This window comes from Streptomyces sp. NPDC093064, assembly GCF_044754605.1.
GTDB lineage: Bacteria > Actinomycetota > Actinomycetes > Streptomycetales > Streptomycetaceae > Streptomyces.
Map to the genome: position 1 here is coordinate 15,924 of NZ_JBIVPK010000048.1, position 21,359 is coordinate 37,282.

17 protein-coding genes and 2 pseudogenes are annotated in these 21,359 nt (G+C 69.7%); 7 read left to right on the top strand and 12 right to left on the bottom strand.

Features of this window, described 5'->3' with window-relative positions:
• Positions 1 to 134: 134 nt before the first annotated feature.
• From ACIQFZ_RS35175 to ACIQFZ_RS35190, 4 genes are all read right to left on the bottom strand, one after another.
• Positions 135 to 1,466, bottom strand: coding sequence for a GAF domain-containing SpoIIE family protein phosphatase (locus ACIQFZ_RS35175; protein WP_365778173.1), 1,332 nt, complete (start codon positions 1,464 to 1,466; stop codon positions 135 to 137).
• Positions 1,466 to 1,855, bottom strand: a complete 390-nt coding sequence (locus ACIQFZ_RS35180) for an ATP-binding protein (protein ID WP_402693142.1) — start codon at positions 1,853 to 1,855, stop codon at positions 1,466 to 1,468. Before ACIQFZ_RS35180 ends, ACIQFZ_RS35175 begins: the two co-directional genes overlap by 1 nt.
• Entirely contained in the window at positions 1,852 to 2,148 is a 297-nt protein-coding gene (locus ACIQFZ_RS35185) for a hypothetical protein (protein WP_365435509.1), read from the bottom strand. Before ACIQFZ_RS35185 ends, ACIQFZ_RS35180 begins: the two co-directional genes overlap by 4 nt.
• A 600-nt stretch (positions 2,149 to 2,748) precedes the next feature.
• Positions 2,749 to 3,213 (bottom strand): beta-eliminating lyase-related protein, encoded by a 465-nt coding sequence (locus ACIQFZ_RS35190; RefSeq protein ID WP_376653724.1) that lies wholly within the window; start codon positions 3,211 to 3,213, stop codon positions 2,749 to 2,751.
• Between the two features lie 23 nt (positions 3,214 to 3,236).
• On the opposite strand from ACIQFZ_RS35190, the pseudogene ACIQFZ_RS35195 reads away from it, so the two are divergent.
• Positions 3,237 to 3,379, top strand: a pseudogene (locus ACIQFZ_RS35195) (NAD(P)-binding domain-containing protein); the annotation flags it as partial.
• A gap of 168 nt (positions 3,380 to 3,547) precedes the next feature.
• Here ACIQFZ_RS35195 and ACIQFZ_RS35200 read toward each other — a convergent pair.
• Together ACIQFZ_RS35200 and ACIQFZ_RS35205 are read right to left on the bottom strand one after the other, a co-directional pair.
• The gene (locus tag ACIQFZ_RS35200; protein ID WP_383062564.1) at positions 3,548 to 4,588 is read right to left on the bottom strand and encodes an amidohydrolase family protein; all 1,041 of its coding nucleotides are present in this window, start codon (positions 4,586 to 4,588) and stop codon (positions 3,548 to 3,550) included.
• Between the two features lie 76 nt (positions 4,589 to 4,664).
• Positions 4,665 to 6,284 (bottom strand): FAD-dependent oxidoreductase, encoded by a 1,620-nt coding sequence (locus ACIQFZ_RS35205; protein WP_402693143.1) that lies wholly within the window; start codon positions 6,282 to 6,284, stop codon positions 4,665 to 4,667.
• Between the two features lie 294 nt (positions 6,285 to 6,578).
• Here ACIQFZ_RS35205 and ACIQFZ_RS35210 point away from each other — a divergent pair, with 294 nt between their 5' ends.
• Together ACIQFZ_RS35210 and ACIQFZ_RS35215 are read left to right on the top strand one after the other, a co-directional pair.
• Positions 6,579 to 7,838 (top strand): cytochrome P450, encoded by a 1,260-nt coding sequence (locus tag ACIQFZ_RS35210; protein ID WP_402693158.1) that lies wholly within the window; start codon positions 6,579 to 6,581, stop codon positions 7,836 to 7,838.
• Between the two features lie 446 nt (positions 7,839 to 8,284).
• Positions 8,285 to 11,368 (top strand): NPCBM/NEW2 domain-containing protein, encoded by a 3,084-nt coding sequence (locus tag ACIQFZ_RS35215; protein ID WP_402693144.1) that lies wholly within the window; start codon positions 8,285 to 8,287, stop codon positions 11,366 to 11,368.
• 117 nt (positions 11,369 to 11,485) lie between these two features.
• Here ACIQFZ_RS35215 and ACIQFZ_RS35220 read toward each other — a convergent pair whose 3' ends face one another.
• The 4 genes from ACIQFZ_RS35220 to ACIQFZ_RS35235 all read right to left on the bottom strand — a co-directional run bounded on the left by ACIQFZ_RS35220 (position 11,486) and on the right by ACIQFZ_RS35235 (position 15,175).
• Complete coding sequence (locus ACIQFZ_RS35220; protein ID WP_365434936.1) at positions 11,486 to 11,920, bottom strand: VOC family protein; 435 nt, start codon at positions 11,918 to 11,920, stop codon at positions 11,486 to 11,488.
• On the bottom strand, positions 11,899 to 12,234 hold the full coding sequence (locus ACIQFZ_RS35225) for a hypothetical protein (protein ID WP_383059538.1): 336 nt from the start codon (positions 12,232 to 12,234) through the stop codon (positions 11,899 to 11,901). Before ACIQFZ_RS35225 ends, ACIQFZ_RS35220 begins: the two co-directional genes overlap by 22 nt.
• Before the next feature lie 168 nt (positions 12,235 to 12,402).
• On the bottom strand, positions 12,403 to 13,014 hold the full coding sequence (locus ACIQFZ_RS35230; RefSeq protein WP_402693145.1) for an AAA family ATPase: 612 nt from the start codon (positions 13,012 to 13,014) through the stop codon (positions 12,403 to 12,405).
• Between the two features lie 166 nt (positions 13,015 to 13,180).
• Positions 13,181 to 15,175, bottom strand: coding sequence for a BTAD domain-containing putative transcriptional regulator (locus tag ACIQFZ_RS35235; RefSeq protein WP_402693146.1), 1,995 nt, complete (start codon positions 15,173 to 15,175; stop codon positions 13,181 to 13,183).
• A gap of 237 nt (positions 15,176 to 15,412) precedes the next feature.
• Here ACIQFZ_RS35235 and ACIQFZ_RS35240 point away from each other — a divergent pair, with 237 nt between their 5' ends.
• Positions 15,413 to 16,291, top strand: coding sequence for an alpha/beta fold hydrolase (locus ACIQFZ_RS35240; RefSeq protein WP_402693147.1), 879 nt, complete (start codon positions 15,413 to 15,415; stop codon positions 16,289 to 16,291).
• Between the two features lie 35 nt (positions 16,292 to 16,326).
• Here the strand turns inward: ACIQFZ_RS35240 and ACIQFZ_RS35245 are convergent, their stop codons facing one another.
• Together ACIQFZ_RS35245 and ACIQFZ_RS35250 are read right to left on the bottom strand one after the other, a co-directional pair.
• Positions 16,327 to 16,674 (bottom strand): VOC family protein, encoded by a 348-nt coding sequence (locus tag ACIQFZ_RS35245; protein WP_382622702.1) that lies wholly within the window; start codon positions 16,672 to 16,674, stop codon positions 16,327 to 16,329.
• Positions 16,675 to 16,929: 255 nt separating this feature from the next.
• Positions 16,930 to 17,349: pseudogene (locus tag ACIQFZ_RS35250) on the bottom strand (GNAT family N-acetyltransferase); the annotation flags it as partial.
• Between the two features lie 13 nt (positions 17,350 to 17,362).
• Here ACIQFZ_RS35250 and ACIQFZ_RS35255 point away from each other — a divergent pair.
• The 3 genes from ACIQFZ_RS35255 to ACIQFZ_RS35265 all read left to right on the top strand — a co-directional run bounded on the left by ACIQFZ_RS35255 (position 17,363) and on the right by ACIQFZ_RS35265 (position 21,351).
• A complete protein-coding gene (locus ACIQFZ_RS35255; protein ID WP_402693148.1) occupies positions 17,363 to 18,895 on the top strand; it encodes a hypothetical protein in 1,533 nt (510 codons plus the stop codon).
• Positions 18,896 to 19,297: 402 nt separating this feature from the next.
• Entirely contained in the window at positions 19,298 to 20,005 is a 708-nt protein-coding gene (locus tag ACIQFZ_RS35260) for a TetR/AcrR family transcriptional regulator (RefSeq protein WP_402693149.1), read from the top strand.
• 203 nt (positions 20,006 to 20,208) lie between these two features.
• Positions 20,209 to 21,351 (top strand): FAD-dependent oxidoreductase, encoded by a 1,143-nt coding sequence (locus tag ACIQFZ_RS35265; protein WP_383059547.1) that lies wholly within the window; start codon positions 20,209 to 20,211, stop codon positions 21,349 to 21,351.
• The last annotated feature ends 8 nt before the right edge of the window (positions 21,352 to 21,359 follow it).

Below are 21,359 nucleotides of genomic sequence, written 5' to 3' on the forward strand. Positions count from 1 at the left end.
TCCCGGATCCACGACACCGCCGCTCATCTGTACGACCTTTCGCAATGTGCTCTGCCGGGATTGCTTGGGTGACCACTCGGAGGGATGTGTGACCCAAGGGATCTTCCTCTTGGCCGCAGTGGGTCCGTGCGGCTTCAGCGTGGGGTGCGCAAGGCGAGGATGGCCATGTCGTCGTGCGCGTCGCTGGGATGGTGGTCGGCCAGGGCCTGCACGAAGTCCTGCAGAGGCAGGGCCGCGTGTGTGGTGGCGAGTTCGGCGAGTTCGTCCAGGCTCTCGTCGAGGGGGTGGTTGGGATGCTCGATGAGGCCGTCGGTGAAGAAGACCACGGTGGTGTCCGGGGGCAGGGGGTGGGTGTGGTCGGGGCGGGGCTGCCCGACGTCGACGTTCAGTGGTAGTCCGGGCTCCATGAACAGGTATTCCGCCCGGCCGCCCGGGGCGATCAGCAAAGGGGGGACGTGGCCTGCAGAGCTCCAGTGCAGCCTCCAGGCAGCCCCCGCGGGTTCGATGCGCGCCAGGCTGGTGGTGGTGACGGGGTTGTCGGTGATGGCCTCCAGGGTGCGATCGAGCTGGGCGAGGACCGCGCTGGGCGGAGTCCGCAGGGTGAACAGCAGAGCGCGCATCATGTTGCGGGTGGAGGCCATGGCGGCGGCGGCATGCAGATCGTGACCGACCACGTCGCCGATGACGACCGCCACCGCGCCGTCCGGAAGCAGGATGGCGTCGTACCAGTCGCCGCCCAAATGGTGGGGTTTGGCAGCGGGCCGGTAGATGGCGGCGGCGTCGAAGGGCCGCATGTCGGGCAGCGCCGGCAGCAGACGCCGCTGGAACTGCTCGGATCCGGTACGAACCTGTTCGAAGAGCCGGACGTTGTCAATCGCGATACCGGCGGCGCGGGCAAGGGCGACGACGATGGTCTCGTCGTGCACGTCGAAGGGCCGTCCGTCACGTCGCTCGGAGAGGTAGAGGTCGCCGTAGATGTCACCGCGGACGCTGACGGCGACGCCCAGGAGGGTGCGCATGGGCGGGTGGCCGGGCGGAAACCCGACCGAGGACGGGTGGGAGGAGATGTCGTCCACCCGCAAGGGTTCGGGGTGGCGGATCAGGTGCCCGAGCACGCCCCGACCGCGAGGGAACCCCACCTCTGCCAAGGCCGACCGTTCCTGCTCGGACAGGCCGACGACGATGAACTGCTCCAGGAACTCGCCGGACTCGTCGAGCACTCCCAGTGCCCCGTAGCGGGCGCCGACCAGGTCCATGGCGGTGGTCACGATGCGGTGCAGTACCGCGTGCAGTTCCACCTCCCGGGTGATGGCCACCACCGCCTCCAGCAGCCCCTGGACCCGGTGCTTGGCGCCGGCCAGAGCGCGCAGCTGCTCATCGATCCGGCCCAGCTCGCTGTCCAGACGCGCCAGCAGGTCGGGGCGGGGCGGCCGCTCCGCCCCTTCCCCCTTCTTTCCCGCCACCATCACGATCGCCTGCTGAACAGGTGCTCGCTCTCGCTGGACTTCAACCGGTAGGAGTCAGTGCCGGTCTGCGTCAGCGTGCCCTTGCGGCTGAGCCGGTCGGCGATCGCCGCGCATCGACGAGGGTCGATGTAGGTCTGGCCCCACGCGCCGCGGGGGGCGTGGGAAGCCACCGCGGTGGCCTTGCGCTCCTCCCGCTCGGTGAAGACCTGGAACAGCGGCTTGGAGCCCCCTGCTTCAGCGATCGCAGTGCCCACCTTCGGGAGGACGTATAGGTCCATGATCGCGTCCTCCGGTTCCGTCTCCGGCAGCGGCGTCCGCCGCGGCGGCACCTGATGTTCAAAGCCGGCCTCGGCGTCCCTATCGGTGGGGGCGGTCCTCACGGGGCTCATGCGCTCGTGTCCTTCTTCGAGGTGGTGCTGGTGACCGGCTTCAGCAGCCGGTCGTACGTGCTCATGTCCGGGAGTGGACGCGGATCGGGCGGCAACCGCAGGGCGTGCCGCGAGATGGCCTTCGCCCCCTCAGCCGGACTGCCGCCCGTCTCCTCACAGGCGGCGTCGCACTGGCGGACCTCGATGGCCACCAGGCCGATGCGGACCGAGCCGAAGCCGAGAGCAGCCTGCATGCCGCCGATGACCGCCGCGGCCGGCAACTGCCGGTGCGACAGCAGCGCCTCGATCAGCACCCGGGTGCCCTCATGTTCACCGACCTTGGTCTTCGCTGCCGACCGGAACGCCTCATGAGTGGCAGTGAAGCCGTGCTGAGCCCAGGCCTGCGCCAGAGCGGCGGCCCAGCGGATGCACCGGGCTTGACCAGGAGAATCTCCAGGATGTCGTGGCAGGCGTAGCGGCGAGTGAGTCTGAAGTGCCGGGCGACGAGCTGCCGCCCGCCCAGGGCCAGCGCCTCGTTCGCTCGCGGCACGGTGATCCGGCCATTGCGGTGCACCGCCGACACCAGATCCTGCCCGCGGTCGCAAGCCCGTGCCGAAACCGTGGGATCCGCCGGGCCGCCACGACGGATCCGTTCGTACAGCCACTCACGCGAGCGGTACACCCCGGCCTCCCGGCACGACCGTGATCAAACAAGACCACAGGCTGACACGGCCGAACAGCCCGCCCAGCTCATTACGCCAAAAGCGGCATGCCGCACCCGGACGAAGGAGGCAGGAGGTCATTCCCCTGGACCGCGTGGGCGGGCGGTCGGTATCGACGCCGACGTCGTAGGACGCGGCATCGGCCGACGCTTGGCGACGACGGCTCGCGAACGGCGGAGGTCGGTGCGAAGGTCAGCTTCGGAGAACGTGCCGCACGGTCCGCTCGACCGCTGCCAGGGCCGCATGAAGGTCCTCGTCGCTCACGTCCTTGTGCGTGACGAGTCGAACCCACCTGCCGCCGTACGTCTTCGCACGGACTCCGTTGCGGGCGAGGCTTCCCACGAAGGCGGACGCCTCCCCCGCGCCCGCCGGGCGCCAAGACCCTTGGAGAAGCAGAACGTGACGGTGTCGGCCAGAGCCGCCCAGCGCGCGACCGGGATCCCGGAGGCGACCTGGGGCGTTGAACAGCCGGGCGCCGTCGATGTGGACTGCCGTGCCGTTGGCCCTGGCGCGGTGCGAGACCTCCGCGGCGGCCGAGAAGTCGGGGACGAGCCCGCCCAGCGTCGCATGGGTGATCTCCAGAACGACCGCTGCCGAACGCGGGCTGTGGTCGTCGCCGGGCCGCAGCTCGGCCGACAACGCGTCCGGGTCGATCAGCGGACCGCAGGTGGCGTGGCTGCCGGGGACTCGCCTACCGGTTGGCCAGGGCCGGGCAGCAGGTGATCATCGGTTCACGCAGCGCCGACCGCGCCGAAGCCACCGCCGTAGAGCTGGGCCTGGCATCCTCGGCGCCGGCAACGTCACCACGGCCCGGGAGAGCGACGCCCACGCCGGCCTGCGCATCACCGACGTCTGAGCCCCTGGAAGCTCATCGGGGCCCTGCGACCGGGAGTCTGCCGGAGGCGCCGGCGCGTGGGCCCCGGACCGATCATGGTCCGGGGCCAGTCGCCGGTCCTCCCCTCTGCACTGCTCGTGCCCCTCCTCGAAGCCGCTATCGGCGAGTGGCAAGCGCCGGAAGAAGACGCTGCGCGTTGTCGCGGTTGATGCAGCGGCGCTGTTGTTCGTCGAGGGCGGGGTCGTTGTCGAGCGCGGGAGCGGTGACACCCGTGACCAGATGAGCCGGGGTGGGGGGCCAGTCACTGCCGTAGAGGATCCGGGAGGGATCCACGGTGGACAGCAGACTCGGCGTGGCCGAGGGGGACATGGGGCCGGCCGTGTCGTAGTAGAAACGGTGCAGGTAGTCACGGACCCGGGCGCGTTCCACCTTGGGTGTCAGGAAGTCGCTGAACACCTCTACACGGCCGGCGATGTAGGGCAGGAAACCGCCTCCGTGCGGCAGGATGAAGCTGAGGTTCGGGTAGCGGTCCAAGGTCCCGTTGATGATGAGACTGATCGCCGCGCGCGTCGTGTCCATCAGGAAGTCGCACAGGAACGGCGGCACGCCCTCCAGCTCCGCACCGCCTCCGGGTACGTCCATCGGGTGCGTACTGACCACGGCTGAGCGCTCGTTCAGCTCCGCCAGGATTCTGTCCTGGTCGGGGTGGCCGAGATAGACCCCCTTGGCGCTGGTCCGCACACTGACGCCGATCGCCCCGAGGTCGTCCATTCCATGGGTGAGCGACCACATCGACAGGTCCGGGCTGTCCAGGAACAGCGGCGTGTAGAAGGCGAAGCGATCGGGATGGCTCTGGACAAGGCCGCTGGCGGCTTCCAGGGCGACGCGGGCGCTTTCCTTGCGCACCTTCGGATCCTGGAGGCGGCCCAGCATCGCGACGGTGAACACGCTGGTCCGGATGCCCGCCTCGTCCATCATCCGGAGAGCTGTTCCGAGGTCCCACCGGGTCCACGGCGGCAGGTTCCGTCGATGGACGATCTCCTGTTTCTCCGCCCAGTCGAGCCATTCCGGAGCGGTGTAGTGGTGGTGTACGTCCACACGCTCCCGGCGTGCGTCGCCCTCCCCCGCCTCCGTCGGCCCGCTGTCGCCTATACCGGCCAGTGGGGCCGTGCCCGCAGCCGTCTCTAGTGATGTCATGGACAGGCTCCCATTTCTGTGGTGACGCCGGAGAAGTCGCTCTTGTGAGGCTCGGGGTGCCGAGCCGCGGTGACGTTCAGCGCCCGAGGATCTGAAGAAGAACGCCGGTCAGTTCCTTTTCCATGTCCGCCGTCCCGGCCTCGTCCCGCCAGGCCACGAAGCCGTCCGGCCGTACCAGCACCGCGCCTTCCGGTGCGACTCCATGCACCGAGGACCAGTCCGCAGCGCCGCCTGTGTTCAGGTCGTACTCCGCTCCGTCGCCGATGGAGTAGACGTCGAGCGGTACGTTGAGCCGCGCACCCACGGTGCGGGCCGCGGTGCGCCAGCCGGAGCTCCCACAGAGCAGGACGAAAGAGCGCTCGTACAGGTCGACGGTGGAAAGCTTCACCCCGTCACGTGTGACCCAGAGATGCGGTGCACGGCTTCCGGGCTCGCCGTTCAGACACAGGACGTCGGGGATGACGGGGTCCTCCGCGTTCGCGCCGACCACCGCCCGCGAGGCGTATCGGAAGCCCAGCGCCACGGTCATCAGGTCCGCGGAGTCGTTCGACGCCGTCCGGGCGGAGTAGCCGGGGTGCTGTTCACGAGCGGCCTGAAGGGTCGCTCGCGCGCTGGTGGTCTGAGCCACCGGCCGACGCTCGGCCTCATAGCTGTCCAGCAGCGTCGAGCCCGCCCAGCCGCGGAGGACCGCGGCGATCTTCCAGGCGAGATTGTGCGCGTCCTGGATACCGGTGTTGGATCCGAACGCCCCGGTCGGCGGCATCTCGTGGGCGGAGTCACCGATGAGGAACACACGTCCGTCCCGATAGCTGTTCGCCACGCGGTCCGCCGCATGCCACGGCGCTCTCCCGGTGATCTCCACGTCCAGATCGCGCATTCCGGCCGCTGCCCGGATGTGCTCGATGATCCGGGCGTCGGTGAAGTGCTCCAGCGTCTGCCCGCGCTCCGGGAACCAGGGCACATGGAAGACCCACTGCTCCTCGTTGTCCACGGGCAGCAGCACGCCTTCGCCGGTGGGGTCGGTGACGTAGCAGACGACGAACTTCTGCTCCCCCGCGACCTCGCGCAGCAGTTTGCTGCGGAAGGTGACGCTGACGTTGTGGAACAGATCTCCCGATCCCGAGTGCTCGATCCCGAGCCGCTGGCGGACGGGACTGCGGGGACCGTCGGCGGCGAGCAGGTAGTCCGACCTCACCGTGTACGTCTCACCGGTGTCCCTGGTTTGCAGAACGGCCTGCACCCCGTCGTCGTCCTGGCTGAAGGACAGCAGTTCCGTGCCGAAGCGCACGTCCCCGCCCAGGTCGCGGGCGCCTTGCAGCAGGACCGGTTCCAGATCGTTCTGGCTGCACGCGCAGCGGATCGTCGAGCACAGGTCCGCCTCCGGCGGCCTGCCCGTGATCCGCGCCGAGAGCCAACGCCGGCTCTCGCCGCGCAGGGTGTCGACCTGAAGGATTCCATGGTTCTTCGACAGCGTGGTCGCGGCTTTCCGGATGTCCGGCTCGAGGCCGGCGGTCCGGAACAGTTCCATCGTCCGCATGTTGTTGCCGCGGCCGCGCGGATGCGCCGACGTGGCGGCATGGCGCTCGACGACACAGTGCTCGATGCCAAGGCGCCCGAGGAACACGGATGCGGACAGGCCCACGAGTGAGCCCCCCACGACCATGACGGGCACATACTCGTTGCCGCGATCGTTCATCGCGTTTTCTCCTCTGGTATCAGCATCTCCGCAGCGCGGTGGCCGATGGGTTCCGTGACTCGCTCTCAGTTCTTTTGCCATGCGCGGCGAGCCGATAAGCAGTGATCACCCGATCAGCGGCAAATCCGCCTCGCCGCAGCCCGTGGACACGGGCCCCAACGACCGTGCGAGCGGCCGGTAGGTGCGATCGGGCGAATTGCGTTACGTAGGGGATCCTTCCGGGGACCGGTGGATCGTAAGTCGTACATCTGCTGTCCCGTGGCCGGGGCGGAAGCTGTGAGAAAGGCCGGGATGATGACTCAGCTCGACGAACGGGACACGACGGACTCGACAGCGGACGCGATCGCGGCGGCCTCGCGTGGTTCAGCGGCGTATCGCGCCAACCCCTATCCGGTGTACGCGTGCCTGCGCGAGTCGGCCCCGGTGTGCCGTCTGTCTCCCCCGCATGGGGTGGCGACCTATCTGATCACCCGGTACGACGACGCCAAGGCCGCCCTGACGGATCCGCGCATCAGCAAGGACATGTACGCGGCCATGGACGCGTACCACACCATTTTCGGTGACTCGTCCATCGCGCTCGACGACAACATGCTCTTCTCGGACCCGCCCAAGCACACGCGGCTGCGGCGCATCGTCAACCGTGCGTTCAGTCCGCGTCGAATCGAGTCCTTGGGTCCTCGTATTCAGCAGATCACCGACGAACTGCTGGACCACTGTGCCACCGACGGACCCATCGACCTGCTGTCGTCCTTCGCCTTCCCGCTCCCGCTCATCGTGATCTGCGAGCTCATCGGAATTCCCGAGGCCGAGCGCGCGGAAGCTCAGAAAAGGTGCACCACCGTCGCGCGCACCGGATTCAGCAAAAAGGACAAGGAAAAACTGGCAGAGGCCGAGGGAGCGCTGCGGGACTACTTCGCCGATCTCATCCTGCGGAAGCGCAAGAACGCGTCCGACGACCTTCTCAGCGACCTGATCCGGACACAGGACGAGCAAGGCGCCATGACTGACGGCGAGCTTCTGTCGACCCTTTGGGTGCTGCTCTTCGCCGGCCACAAGACGACCGCGTACCTCATCGGCAACGCCGTGTTCAACCTGTTGACCCACCGCGATCAGCTACGGGAGGTCCTGGAGGATCCGGAACTTCTTCCGAACGCCATCGAGGAGGTCATCCGCTTCGAGGGATCGGTCGAGAACGCGACGTTCCGGCATGCGCTGGAGGACATCGACATCAGAGGCACGCTCATTCCCAAGGGTTCCCTCGTGCAGATCGCGGTCGCCTCCGCGAACCGGGACCCGGAGAGGTTCGCCTGCCCCGACACCTTCGATGTGAAGCGGGAGGGTCTGCAGAGCGCGCACCTCGGCTTCGGCAGCGGGGCGCACTACTGCCTCGGTGCGCCGTTGGCCAGAATGGAAATGCGCACGGCGTTGACCACGCTCTTCCAGAGGTTCCCGAAGATCGAACTCGATTTCCCGGCGTCCGAGGCCGAATGGCTCAAGGTCCCGTTCCCCGCCTTCCGGGGACTTGAGAGGCTCCCTGTCGCACTGGTTCCGTAACAGGTCGTCAGGTCCTCCACGACCGGGCTGAGTAAACGGGCTTCGGACGGGCGTACCACCACACAGCGACGGGCCTTCGGCGCGCACCATGCCGAAGGCCCGTCGCTTCGGCATGTTTCGACATGCACGGAAAGCCGCCCGACGACGTTCAGGCCGGTGCGCGCGCCCGGTCGCAGGTCGACGAGTGACGTCTCCGCGCCGGCGGAGGTGAGCCGATCTGCCGCAGCCGCGACCGGCGCAGAGCCGCACGTGTGCCATCCAGCCGCCGGCGCCATGCCGCCGTGCCGTCCGGCATCCACCTTCACCTCACCCTGTACGCGCTCTGGTCACAGGCGTTCCCTGTGCGCTATACCTTCTCCGCGTGATTGGTTGTGCTTGATTCAGCGGCGTATCAAGCAAGTTCAATCAACCGCCCCACGCCGATCGACGTGTGCGAAGGGATCGACATGAGCGCTCCACCCCGCAGACGCAAGGCCTTCCGTTCCAGAGGGGCGGTTCTGGCCGCCACGGCTCTGTTCGCCGTCCTGGCGGCCGAGGTCGGACCGGCCGTGCCGGCCGGAGCGGCGGCGGCCAGCGCCGCCGGGACCCCGACCGTCATCGGGGCGGTGACCGGGTTCTCGCAGTCCGGCGCCGCCTACACCCTCACGGCGGGCACGGCGAAGGCCCGGGTCAGTTTCGTCTCGGCCGACACCTTCCGCATCGAGGTGGCCCCCGACGGCACGTTCACCGACCCCGTCGGCGGCGACATCGTGCTGCCGCAGGGCGATCCGCCGACCACCAGCTGGACCGACCACGGTGACCGCTACGAGCTGTCGACGAACAAGGTGACCCTGCGGGTGTACAAGTCGCCACTGCGGTTCGCCCTGTACCGCGCCGACGGCACCCGCCTGTGGGAGGAGACCCGCGGCATCAGTTGGGACGGCACCGCCACCACCCAGACGCTCACGCGCGGCGCCGACGAGCAGTTCTACGGCACGGGCGAGCAGAACGGCAGCGGCAGCACCTCGCATCGCGGCAAGACGCTCAAGGTGGGCGTGGACTACAACTGGAACGAGGGCGGGCACCCCAACTCGGTGCCGTTCTACCTCTCCTCGGCGGGCTACGGCGTCTACCGCAACACCTACGCCCCCGGCACCTATGCCTTCGCCGACCCGGTCACCGCCACCGAGCAGGAGAACCGCTTCGACGCCTACTACTTCGCGGGCGATTCCTCCAAGGACGTCATCGGCCAGTACACCAAGCTCACCGGGCGCCCCATGCTTCCCCCGATCTACGGCCTGGAGGTCGGCGACTCCGACTGCTATCTGCACAACGCCAACCGCGGCGAGCGGCGCACCCTGGACGCCCTCAAGGTCGCCGACGCCTACGTCAAGAACGACATGCCGCTGGGCTGGATGCTCGTCAACGACGGCTACGGCTGCGGCTACGAGAACCTCGCCGAGACCGCCAAGGGCCTCAACGACCACAAGATGCAGATGGGCCTGTGGACCCAGGACGGCCTGGACAAGCTGGCCGACCAGGTCAAGGCGGGCCAGCGGGTGGCCAAGCTGGACGTTGCCTGGGTGGGCTCCGGTTACAAGTTCGCCCTGGACGGGTGCAAGGCCGCCTACCGCGGCATCGAGGACAACAGCGACGCGCGCGGCTTCACCTGGGCCCCGGAGAGCTGGGCCGGCGCCCAGCGCTGCGGCGTGCAGTGGAGCGGTGACCAGTCCGGCACCTGGGACTACATCCGCTGGCAGATACCCACGTACGCCGGCGCCACCATGTCGGGTCTCGCATACACCAGCGGCGACGTCGACGGCATCTTCGGCGGCAGCGCCAAGACCTACACCCGCGACCTGCAGTGGAAGTCGTTCCTGCCGGCCGTGATGACGATGGACGGCTGGGCCGCCAAGGACAAGCAGCCCTACCAGTACGGGGAGCCGTACACCAGCATCAACCGCAAGTACCTGAAGCTGAAGGAATCCCTGCTGCCGTACATGTACACCTACGCGGCGCAGGCCAACCGCACCGGGGTCGGCGCCGTACGGCCGCTGGCGCTGGAGTACCCCGACGACCCGAAGGCGGCGAGTGACGCCGCCAAGTACGAGTTCCTCGCCGGTGAGGACTTCCTGGTGGCGCCCGTCTACCGCGACACCGCCGTCCGTGACGGCATCTACCTGCCCAAGGGCGACTGGATCGACTACTGGTCCGGGCGCACCTACCACGGTCCGACCACGGTCGACGGCTACCAGGCTCCGCTGGACACGCTGCCGCTGTTCGTCAAGGCTGGGGCGTCGATTCCGATGTGGCCCGGCATCAACTCCTACCAGGACCGCACCGCGGACTCCCCGCTCGCCTGGGACGTCTACCCGCAGGGCCGCACCTCCTTCACCCTGTACGAGGACGACGGTGTCACCCGGCAGCACCGGCAGGGCAAATACGCCGAGCAGCGGGTGACGGTGACCGCCCCGGACAGCGGAGCGGGAGCGGTGCGCATCGCGGTCGGCGCCGACGCCGGTGACTTCGCCGGCAAGCAGAAGAGCCGCCCGTACCGGTTCACCGTGCACACCGGCTCCGCCCCGCACCACGTGGGCCTGGACGACGGTACGCTGCCCCGATTCACCTCCAAGGCCGCCTTCGAGGCCGCCGACCAGGGCTGGTGGTACGACACCTCCGACCGGGGCGGGGTCGTCCAGATCAAGACCCGCAGCATCAGCACCGACCGGGCCTTCCAGGTCGACGTGGACGGCGCGAGCGCGGTGGGTGGCAAGGTCCCCGGGGCGACGGGCACGATCTCGGTCGCGCCGCCCGAGGAGATCGGCGCCGGCGTGTCCGAAAAGGTCACGGTCGGGTTCACCGCGGGTCGCACGGGCGCCGGGGCCACCGAGCTGTCCGTGAGCGCACCCGACGGCTGGACCGTCTCGCCGGCACGGACGGTCGGCCGTCTGGAGCCGGGGGAAAGGGCGAGCGCGGAGTTCACCGTGACCGCGCCGGCCGACGCCGGTGTGAGCGAGGCCGTGCTGACCGGCACCGCCCGCTACCGGGCGGCGGGTGAGGACACGGTCGCCACGCAACGGACAGCGGTGCGCACCATGCCGGCCCCGCCCAAGGGTGACGCATGGGCCAGCGATCTGCCCTGGCTGAACGCCACCAACGGCTGGGGACCGCCCGAACGCGACCGCAGCAACGGGGAGTCGGCGGCCGGCGACGGCCACACGCTCAGCCTGAGGGGCACCACCTACGCCAAGGGCATCGGCGCACACGCCGACTCCGACATCGAGTTCTGGCTCGGCGGCCAGTGCTCCTCGTTCACCGCCACCGTCGGCATCGACGACGAGATCAACGGCTACGGCGGCGTGTCCTTCTCCGTCGTAGCCGACGGAAAGACGCTGTGGTCCTCCCCCACCGTCAGCGGCAAGTCCGCCCCCGTGCCGGTGAACGTGGCGCTGAACGGTGGCCGTCACGTCCATCTCGTCATCACCGACACCGACGGCACGAAGTCCGGCGACCACGGCGACTGGGCGGACGCGAAGTTCCACTGCGCCTGACGCCGCGGCGCCGACACCCGACCAGTCGTACCCCAGCCCACTGAGACGCTGTTGGCTGGTCCGGAGCCCTGCGTGACGTCGGCCGTCAAGACCGAGTTGTGGTCTTGACGGCCGACGTCACGCCGAGGTCGCGGCAACGCAGAACTCATTGCCCTCCGGGTCGGCCATCACAATATGGTGCCCCTCAAACTCCTCCAGGACGACTCCGCCCGCCTTCACCAACCGCTCGGACTCAGCTCTGATCCGCGCCCACCGCTCGCCGAGGCTGCCGTGTCCCGGCACCCGGACGTCGATATGGAGTCGGTTCTTCGCGGTCTTCGGCTCGGGTACCTTGAGGATGCAGAGCCGGGGCCCGGCGCCATCGGGATCACAGAGCCACGCACCATCGTCCGCGGAATCGTCCTCCGGAAGATCGAACTGCGCGAGCCACTCCTCGCGCGTCCTGAAGGGCGCGGGCGGCGGTTCGTCCACATATCCCAGGGCCGCCTTCCAAAACTCGGCGAGAAGCTTCGCGTCTGCGCAATCAAGGGTCAGATCGATTCTGGCTGCCATAGCAGGACCGTACTGCGCACCTCTGACAGTCGCGGCTGCGCCGAAGGAGAGTCGACTCGCACCTGCTCCCCCATCACCGTAAGTCGCCGGCCATCGCGCTCGATGCGACTTTGGTGGAAGGTGGGGCTCGGCCTGTCGGCGCCGACGAGATACTTCATGCCGTGGATTTGAGACCGGAACTGATGCCCCCGCCGGTAAGCCGGCAGAGGCTGGATGAACTCTGTGGTGAGATCGAGCGGATCGCTGACCTGGTCCTCACCCGCGCCGAAGCCGCGGATGAGGCGATCACAGCCTTCAACGCGATGACGGGCCACGACTACGTAACCCTCGACTTCGCGGAGTACGACGCCGGCCGAAGCCTGGAGGAGTTCGCCGTGGAGGCCGCGCGGCCAGCTCGCCCCCGGGTTGCTGACATCACCCGGGAGGAGCTCGCCGAGATCGTCCGCAGGCTCCTGACCGACAGCTCGGAGAGCGACTACTACCTACGGCTGCTCGAGGCCAACGTGCTGCATCCCAGGGTCAGCAACCTGATTTTCCATCCCCCGGCCGAGTTGCAGGACGCCTCCGCAGAACGGATTGTTGACGAGGCCCTCAGATACCGGCCGATCGCCCTCTGAGCAAGGGAGTGGCTCGGCGAGTTCTTCCAGTTGCTGAACAACGTTTTCGATGGGTGGGGTGGCGTCGATCTCGACGGTCGCGGTAGCACGCAGCAGCGGTTCGACGGTGGTCAGGTGGTGGAGAACGGCGTCTCGTTCTTCGGGCCGCTTGCCGTACGGGTTGTTGGTCCGGGTTGCGATCCGGGCCAGCAGCGTTTCGGCCGGTGCGCTCAACAGCACGATGTGGTCGAACAGGGGGTAGAACCGCCCTTGGTTGGTCTTGCAGCCGGCCACGAAGAGGTTGCCCTTGTTATGGCTGCTGAGCAGGTTTGTGATGGCCTGCTCACGCCAGAGCCAGTCGGGGGAGCCGTCGGGTAGCGTCACCCATTGACTCCAGGTGTCGGTATCGGTGTCCACTGCCCTGTGCCCTCGCAAGCGCAGGAGATGGAGTGCTGTCGACTTGCCGGTGCCCGACATTCCGGTGATCAAGACCTTCACGGAGCGAGCCTATTCGGGCCGCCTCGTTTCCGGGTACGGCTGTCGCAAGGGATAGCTGACAGCCGCTCACGACGAACGCATGCCGAGAACGCGCACGGGCCAACTCGCCGCGCGCGGCGGCGTCGGTGACATGACTGGGCGATCATCGTGTGCCTGCCTGCCGGGGTCAGCGCAGTGCCTTCTCCAGCGCGGCCAGTTGCTCCGCCACCGGCCCCAGGGTGATCAGGCCGCTCCCGGCGCCCGCCACCTCGGTGGACGCGGGTACCAGTTGCGTATGCGCCCGCGCCATCATGTCCCGGTCCCCCACGGCGACCGCCGCCCGCGCGATCAGACACCAGAGCGCCTCGAACATCAGGTCGCGTGGTGGTGACGAGATGGCGCGCAGCGCCGCACCGGCCTCCTCCGTCCGGCCGCCCTCCGCCAGCAGCAGGGGGCGGACCCACGGCTCGTACGGACCCCAGTCGGCGTTCTCGTCCACGCCGGTCGGCGGTGCCTCGTGCCGCAAGCGCACGCACAACCGGGCCAGCGGCAGCAGTCCGCGTTCCAGTCCGGGCATCCCCGCGCCGCGCAGCGATCCGGCGGCCTCCTCGTAGGCGTCCTCGGCGGCCTCGCGCGAGCCGGTCGTGGCAGTGCGCAGCGCGCGGTACCAGGTCGTGAACACCGATGCCAGCGGCAGCTCGTGCCGATCCGCCAGCACACCCACCGCGCTCGCGTGCCGGTCGGCCGCAGCCAGGTCCGCCAGTGCGCACCGCGCCTGGATCCGGATCAGACGGCCGAGCACTTCGTACCGCACCAGGCCGTGGTGGGCGGAGAGCGCCACGATCTCGGTGCCGATCGCGTCGCGACGGGCAGCGAGCCCGGCCCGCCAAAACGACTGCATGAACGTCCCGTTGAGGGCGAACGCCAGCAGCGCGGCGTCGTCGAGGCGCCGAGCGATCTCCTCCGCCTGCCTGGCGGCCTGGAGTGGGCGGGCAGGCGCCCCGGACGCCGGTTCGTCGACGGGCAGAGTGCCTCGCGACTCCACCGCGACGGTCGCCAGCAGACGGCTGCGCGCCGCGTCGTGCCTACCCGGGGTCAGCGAGCGCAGGGTGCGCTCCGCGGAGTCCACCAGCCATCGGGCCTGCTCGGGATCATCGGAGCGGGTCCAGACCGCGGGGACGTCGTAGACCCCGATGACGCGCGCCGTCAGCTCCGGATCGTCGAGTTGCTCCGCAGCCGCGACGGCGGCCACCCGGTGGCGGCGGGCGGCCTCCAGACCGCCCCCTCCGGTGACCGCGAGGTCCCGCATCAGACCCACGGTGGACTCCAACCGGGTTCGGGCCCGTGAGCCCAGTGTGCTTTCGTACGCGGCCGTCGCCTGCGCCCACACCCGGTCCACCGAGGCGCCGGCGTCGGGGTCCAGGTGGTCGGCCTGACGCAGTACGTCCTCCTCCAGCCGTCGCAGCCGTGGGCCGGGGTCCACTCCCAACTGGTCGCGGAGCATGTCGCGGGCCCGGCGCAGCACCGACAACGCGTCGGCCTGCCGGCCCGACCGGTACAGGGCCAGCGCCAGCAGCCGCCAGGCGTCCTCGCGCCACGGGTGGTCGGTCACGAGCGCGTCGAGGTCGGGCACCGCCTCGGCCGCCCGACCCAGGGCGATGCGTGCGTCCGCACGGCGCTCGATGGCCTGCAGGCGCAGCTCGGTCAGCCGGGAGCGCTCCGAGCGCAGCCACCGCTCGTCGCCGAAGTCGGCGAAGTCGGCGAACGCGGGACCTCGCCACCAGCCGAGCGCCTCGCCGAGGCCTTCCGCCACCCGGGCGGGACCGGCTTCCGCAAGGGACGCCACGGCCTGCTCGAACCGCCACGCGTCGACGTCCTCCTTCGGTACGCGCAGGACGTAGCCGGATCCCTCAGTGATCAGCAGGCGCGGCGGCGTGCGGGGTAGCCGGTCTGGTTCCAGGGCGCGCCGCAGATCACCGACGAAGGTACGCAGCGAGCCGACGGCGTTGCCGGGCGGCTCCGCCCACAGGTCCTCCGCGAGCACGGCGACCGGGACGACACGTCGTCGGGCGACAATCAGCCGGGCCAGTACCGCGCGGTGCCGCGGCCCCTTGAGGCGCAGAGCTTCCCCGGCCCCGTTCCAGGCGGTCACCGCACCCAGAACGCCGAATTCCACGCGCACCTTCCGCCCCGTTCCTCTCACTCGCTCTCGCTGACCAGGCCAAACCTACAAGCGTTCATTCGTTGCTGATCCACGGCGCACATGCTGGTGACACCGGCCGGGGCGCACGCCGCCAGGGCCGAGGGCATGCAGGACGTGTCACGCGGAGACAGGGACCGGTCCGCCCCGGACCGGCCTGGCGCGTCACCGAAGCGGGCCCCGCCGAAGGTGCGGGGCCCGGGAAAGAAAGGGACCACCATGACATTCGGCATCACGGGATTCGACTACCGGCGCGTGGAGGTGGCGGACGGCATGGAGCTCAACGTCGCCGTCGGAGGCTCCGGAACCCCCGTCGTGCTGCTGCACGGCTTCCCGCAGACGCACCTGATGTGGCGGCACGTCGCCGAGGACCTGGCCGCCGACCACACCGTCATCTGCCCCGACCTGCGCGGGTCCGGCGACAGCGACAAGCCTGCCGAGGACGGGCCGGACGTCTACTCCAAGCGAACGATGGCGAGCGACACCGTCGCCCTGGCCCGAGCGCTGGGGCACGACCGGTTTGCGCTCGCCGGGCACGACAGGGGCGCCCTGGTGGCCTTCCGCGCCGGACTCGACCACCCGGACACCATCACCCACGTAGCCTGCCTGGACGTCCTGCCGACCCTGGACATGTGGGAGGCGCTGCACGGCGTGCAGGCGGCCGTGGGCTTCCACCTCTACCTCATGGCTCAGCCGCCCGGCCTGCCGGAGCGGATGATCGAGGCGAGTGCGGACGCGTTCTTCTCCTACTTCCTGGACATCTGGGCGAACGACCCCGAAGCCATCCCGCCGGCCATCCGGCAGGTGTATCTCGACGCGTGCCGCGCGGCCGTGCCGTCCATCGTCGCGGACTACCGGGCCTCTGCGGGCATCGACATCGAGCACGACAGGGCCGACCGCGCCGAGGGCCGCAGGCTGACCATGCCGGTCTCGGTGCTCCAGCAGGACTGGGGCGCGGCCCTCGGGTACGAGGCCGCCGCCCTGTGGGGCGCCTGGGCCGCCGACCTGGACCACTCGACCGTCTCCTGCGGGCACTTCATGGCCGAAGAGGCCCCCGACGTGATCGCGAAGTCGCTGCGCGACCTGCTGGCACGCTGAGTCCTCGACCGGTCCGTGAGCGCGGTGGCCCAGTGTCAGCGGTGGCTCAGGACGTTGACCACACGGCCGTTGGGGTCGCGGACGAAAAACCGCCGTACGCCCCACTCCTCGTCCTGCAGGGGGTGAACGATCTCCGCGCCGCTGTCCCGCATGATCGCGTAAGCCGCCTCCACGTCGTCGACTTCGACGCTCATATCGGGGGTAACCGGGGCGGTCTTGTCACCGGTCATCACGCTGACCTGGGCCGACGGACTGGACGGCGAGGCAAGCGTCATGATCCAGCCGAGATTCATGACTTCCTCAAAGCCCAGCAGGCCATAGAAATCCCGGCTCTCCTCCGCAGCCTCTGACTGGATGATGGGCATGACACGGCGAACGGCCATCGACGGCTCCCGAGGAGAACAGACAGACACGGACCCTGGACTGTCCAGGGGTACTACGGCCGGTCCGTCACCGCACGCACTTCCGCGACACGACCTGGCCCCCGGTCTTGATGAGCGGCACGTCTCGTGTGAACTCCCGGAATCCGACGCTGTAGTACAGCCCGCGCGCCTGGGAGTGCCCTGGCGCCCCCAGACAGCGACCGTCATGTGATGGGCTCCGGCCTCCCGTGCCAGACGCATGCCGTGCAGCAGCATCGCTCTGCCCAGCCCGAGCCGCCGGTAGTCCGGATGCGTTCCGACCGGCTCGAATTCGGCGGTCTTGTTCGCCTCGTCGAGCCACATGATCGTCGATGCGGCCATTGTTCCGTCCGGCGCCTCCACCAGGACGTGCAGGTCGCCGCGATACGGCGGTGTCCGGCGGACGCCCTCGTAGCCCTCGGCTGTATAGGGTGACGGAGCCCAGGCGTCCACATGGGCCTGGACCGCGGCCTGCGGCCCGGCCTCGTCGGCGGTGCGGAACCGGAATCCGTCCGGCAGCACCGGCTGTTCCACGTCGTTGAGGTCCCGCTCATTGAGTTGGGTCCATGAACCGGTGTCGCCGAGCGAGGCCGGATCAGTCTCGTAGCCGTGCTCCGCCCATCGCTTCAGGGCGAACCCGTCGGCGGCCTGCGGCATCACCGTGCGCTCGATGCCGACTGTCACCCGGCTCGTCCGGGTGCGGCGGGACGACGCCGCCCGGCTGCGGGCCCTGATCACGGCGATCGAGGAGCACGGGCCGGTCCCGGTGCCGGAGACGGCGGCCGCGCGTTTCGCCGAACTGACGGGCGTACGACGGGCCGTGGCCCGGCTCGTGGTGGCCGGTCTGGTCGGCCGGTCCGAGCAGCAGGAGGACCGGGCCCTGGTCCGCAAGGCCCCGTACCGAGCCACACCGATGACGGCCGAGACCTACGAACGGCTTCGGGCGAGGCTCGGCGGCGCGGGCCGACGGGCCGTCCTGGCGGCGGCCCTGCCCGAGGACCCGACCGAGCTGTGGCGGCCCGGCGGCGTCGAGGCGGCCGTGGAGCGGATGGCCGCGGTATGGCGGGAGCACGTCGGTGCCCTGACGTCCGTGCACGACGAGGCGGCCGGCGCCTTGGAGGCCGAGCTGGGGCTGTCGGAAGTGTGGGCCCGGCGGCTCGCGGGCGGGTACGGGGCCGCGACGGACGCGGCCGTGGACGCGGTCGGCTGGGAACTGGCGGCGACCCCGTACGGCAACGGGGCGGGGGTCCGGGCCGTGCCACCGGCCGAGCCTGAGCTGCCCTACGGGACACCGGTGGGCCTCGACCTCCGGCAGATCGCGAGCGCTCTGGTGTGGGCATGGACGGACCGCCCCGTCGGTGATCCGACGGTGGCCGGCGCGATGGACCTCTACCAGCGGCTGCGGGCCGAACTGGACCGCCCGGAGCTACTGATGGCGCTGCCCGGCGGACGGGTCAGGGACACCTCGGCGCGGATCGCGGAACGGTTCGGGCCCGATCGGCTACCCGTGGCGATGGACCGGCGCAAGGAGGAGGGGCCGGTTCCGGTGGCCGCGTACGACTCCGGGCCGCTGGTGGTGTGCGCACCCGGCGGTGACTCCTTCCTCCGCCCCACCGCGGTCGCCGACCCGGAGGTGTGGCGGCGGGTGCGGGAGGTCACCGACCTGGCCGAGGAACTGGACCGGGTGGCCCCGCTGCTGGTCGGCGGCGGGCTGGACCGGATGATGCGCCGGGCCGCCTCGGGAGCGGTGCCGGTCGGGGCCTACGAGGCGGATCCGCGGCAGTCCTGCCCGGAGTTGGTCGAGCGAGCGATGAAGGAACTCGGCGTCGGCGCCGACGCGGCGGCGCTGTACCTCCAGTTGGCGACGCTGGCCGCACCCACCGACCGGAACATACGGCGATGGAACGGCTGGTCGACCAAGCGGCACGCGGAGGTCCGGGCGGAACTGCTCGGCACGGGCGCGGTGGTGGAGGCCAAGCGGGCACGGGCAGGCCGGACCCTGTTCCTGCCCGGGGAGTGGACCGAGCTGAAGGCCCCGCACCTGCCGCTGGAAACCGCGAAACTGGCCGCGCACGCGGTACGCCCGCTCTGGCGCAACGAGATCCACTCGCCGTTCGGGCGAGTGTTGCCGACGGCACCGCTGCACGAGATGTTCGCGGACGCCTGGGAGCGGGAGCGCGGCAAAGCCGCCGAGACAACCTGAAGCCCGGGGCCCTCCGGCGCCGGGCACCGGCGCCGGAGGGCCTCTCCCCCACTATGGGCGGTCCGTTGACGGGCCTTCAGCCTGATCACCGTCGTCGGCCGCACCGTTGGAACGGTCGGCTGATGAGCACCCGAACAGGATCGCGCCGATGCCGGGCGCATCGGAATACGGCGTTGACGCTCACCGGCGCCATGGCGCGCGAGCAGCCCCCGGTGCGGGACAACGCGGCCGACGTCCATGGCACCGGGGGTCGCCTCCCCCGCCGCCTCGCTCGGCGATCACCCGCGCGAAGCGGCCGGCCAGCAGCAACGGGGCAGCGATACGCCCCGTCACGCCCGGCTCACGGCCCTGCGCGACGACCGACCGGCCCTGCTTGACGAACGCGTTCGTTACGATCGGGGGATGACTGCCCAGCGAGAACCGATCAGCCGCCGCGAGCGTCCCGCCAAGCCGGCCCTGACCCGACGGGGGATCGTCGACACCGCCGTGCGGATCATGCGCTCCGAGGGGCTGGAGAAGGTGACCATGCGCCGTCTGGCGCAGGAGCTGGACACCGGTCCGTCCTCGCTGTACGTCTACGTGGCCAACACCGCCGAACTGCACGCGGCCGTCCTGGACGCGCTGCTGGGTGAGGTCGACCTGGCCGCCGGCGGCGCCGGAGCCGGAGCCGTCGCCGACTGGCGGGATCAGCTCATCGCGGTGCTCACCTCGTACACCCGCGTCCTGTTCGAACACCCTCAGCTGGCCCGCTCGGCTCTGGTGGCGCGCCCGAGCGGCGAGAACTATCTGAACCTCGTCGAGCGCGTGCTGAGCCTGCTCTCCCGCAGCGGCGCACCCCAGGAGCAGGTCGCCTGGGGGATCGACAAGCTGCTGCAGTACGCCACGGCCACTGCCGCGGAGCACGGGACGCAGAAAAGCTCTCCCGGACTCCAGGACGACTGGAACGCCCTCACCCGCGCCACGCACGCCGTGGATGAGGCCACCCACCCGATGATCAAGTCACACATGCCCGCCCTGCTCGCCGGTTCGGCCGAACATCGGCTGTCCTGGGGCTTCAACGTTCTGATCAACGGCATCATTCACACTCCGCTTCCTGACACCGCGGGCTGAACGGCCGTCCCTCTGCCTCCGGCCCCACCAGCCTGATCACTCGCCTTTGAGCGGCACTGCGCCCGTGAGGTGAGGCGTTGCCGTGCATCCACACCGCCCTTCGACCACTGAACCCCAATCCGAACTTGTTCGTAACGAACGCGTTCGTTACGGTAGAGGTCGTCGAAACAGGTTCAACACCCGCGCCCGTCTGGAGATACGAGATGACGTCCCACCACCCCATCGCGATCATCGGCGGAGGTCTCGGCGGCCTCACCGCCGCCCGGGTCCTGCACGTCAACGGCATCAAGGCGACCATCTTCGAACTGGAGGCCTCGGCGAACGCCCGCACCCAGGGCGGCATGCTCGACATCCACGAGGACAGCGGCCAGAAGGCACTGCACGCCGCCGATCTCCACGAGGGTTTCCGCAAGATCATCCACTGCGGTGGTCAGGCCATGCGCCTGGTCGGCCCTGACGGCACCGTGCGCCTGTCCATGGAGGACGACGGCACCGGCGACCGCCCCGAAGTGGACCGGGGAGAGCTGCGCGAGTTGCTGCTGGGGTCCCTCCCGGACGGGACGATCCGCTGGGGCATGAAGGTGAGCGGTGCCCGCCCGCTGAACGACGGACGCCACGAGGTGACGTTCGCCGACGGATCCACGATCACCACCGACCTCCTGATCGGGGCCGACGGCGCCTGGTCGCGCATCCGGCCGCTGCTCTCCCCGGCCAAGCCCGCCTATACCGGCATTTCCTTCGTCGAGACCGATCTGCTCGACGCCGACTCCCGGCACCCGGGCAGCGCCGCCCTCCTCGGTGACGGATTCTTCATCTGCCTCGGTGAGCAGCGCGGCTTCCTCGCGCACCGGGAGAGCGACGGCAGCCTCCACGTCTACACCGCTCTCAGGGCTGCCGAGGACTGGATCGACACGATCGACTTCGGCAACAGCGCCGCCGCCAGGGCCGCGGTTCTGTCCCACTTCGACGGCTGGGGCGAGGGCCTGCGCGCCTTCATCGCGAACGCCGACGGTGCGCTCGTCCCCCGCCGCATCCACGCCCTGCCCGTCGGGCACCGCTGGGATCACGTCCCGGGCGTGACCCTGCTCGGCGATGCCGCGCACCTGATGTCGCCCTTCGCCGGGGAGGGCGCCAACCTGGCCATGCTCGACGGAGCAGAACTCGGCCAGGCGATCGCCGGCCACCCCGGCGACACAGAGGCGGCCCTGGCCGCGTACGAGGAAGCACTCTTCCCGCGCAGCGAAGCATCCGCCGCCGAGTCCGCCACCAGCCTGGAGACCATGTTCGGCGAGCAGAGCCTGGAGCGAATGATGGAATTCTTCGCCTCCCACCAGGAAGCGGAGTGACTCCTCGA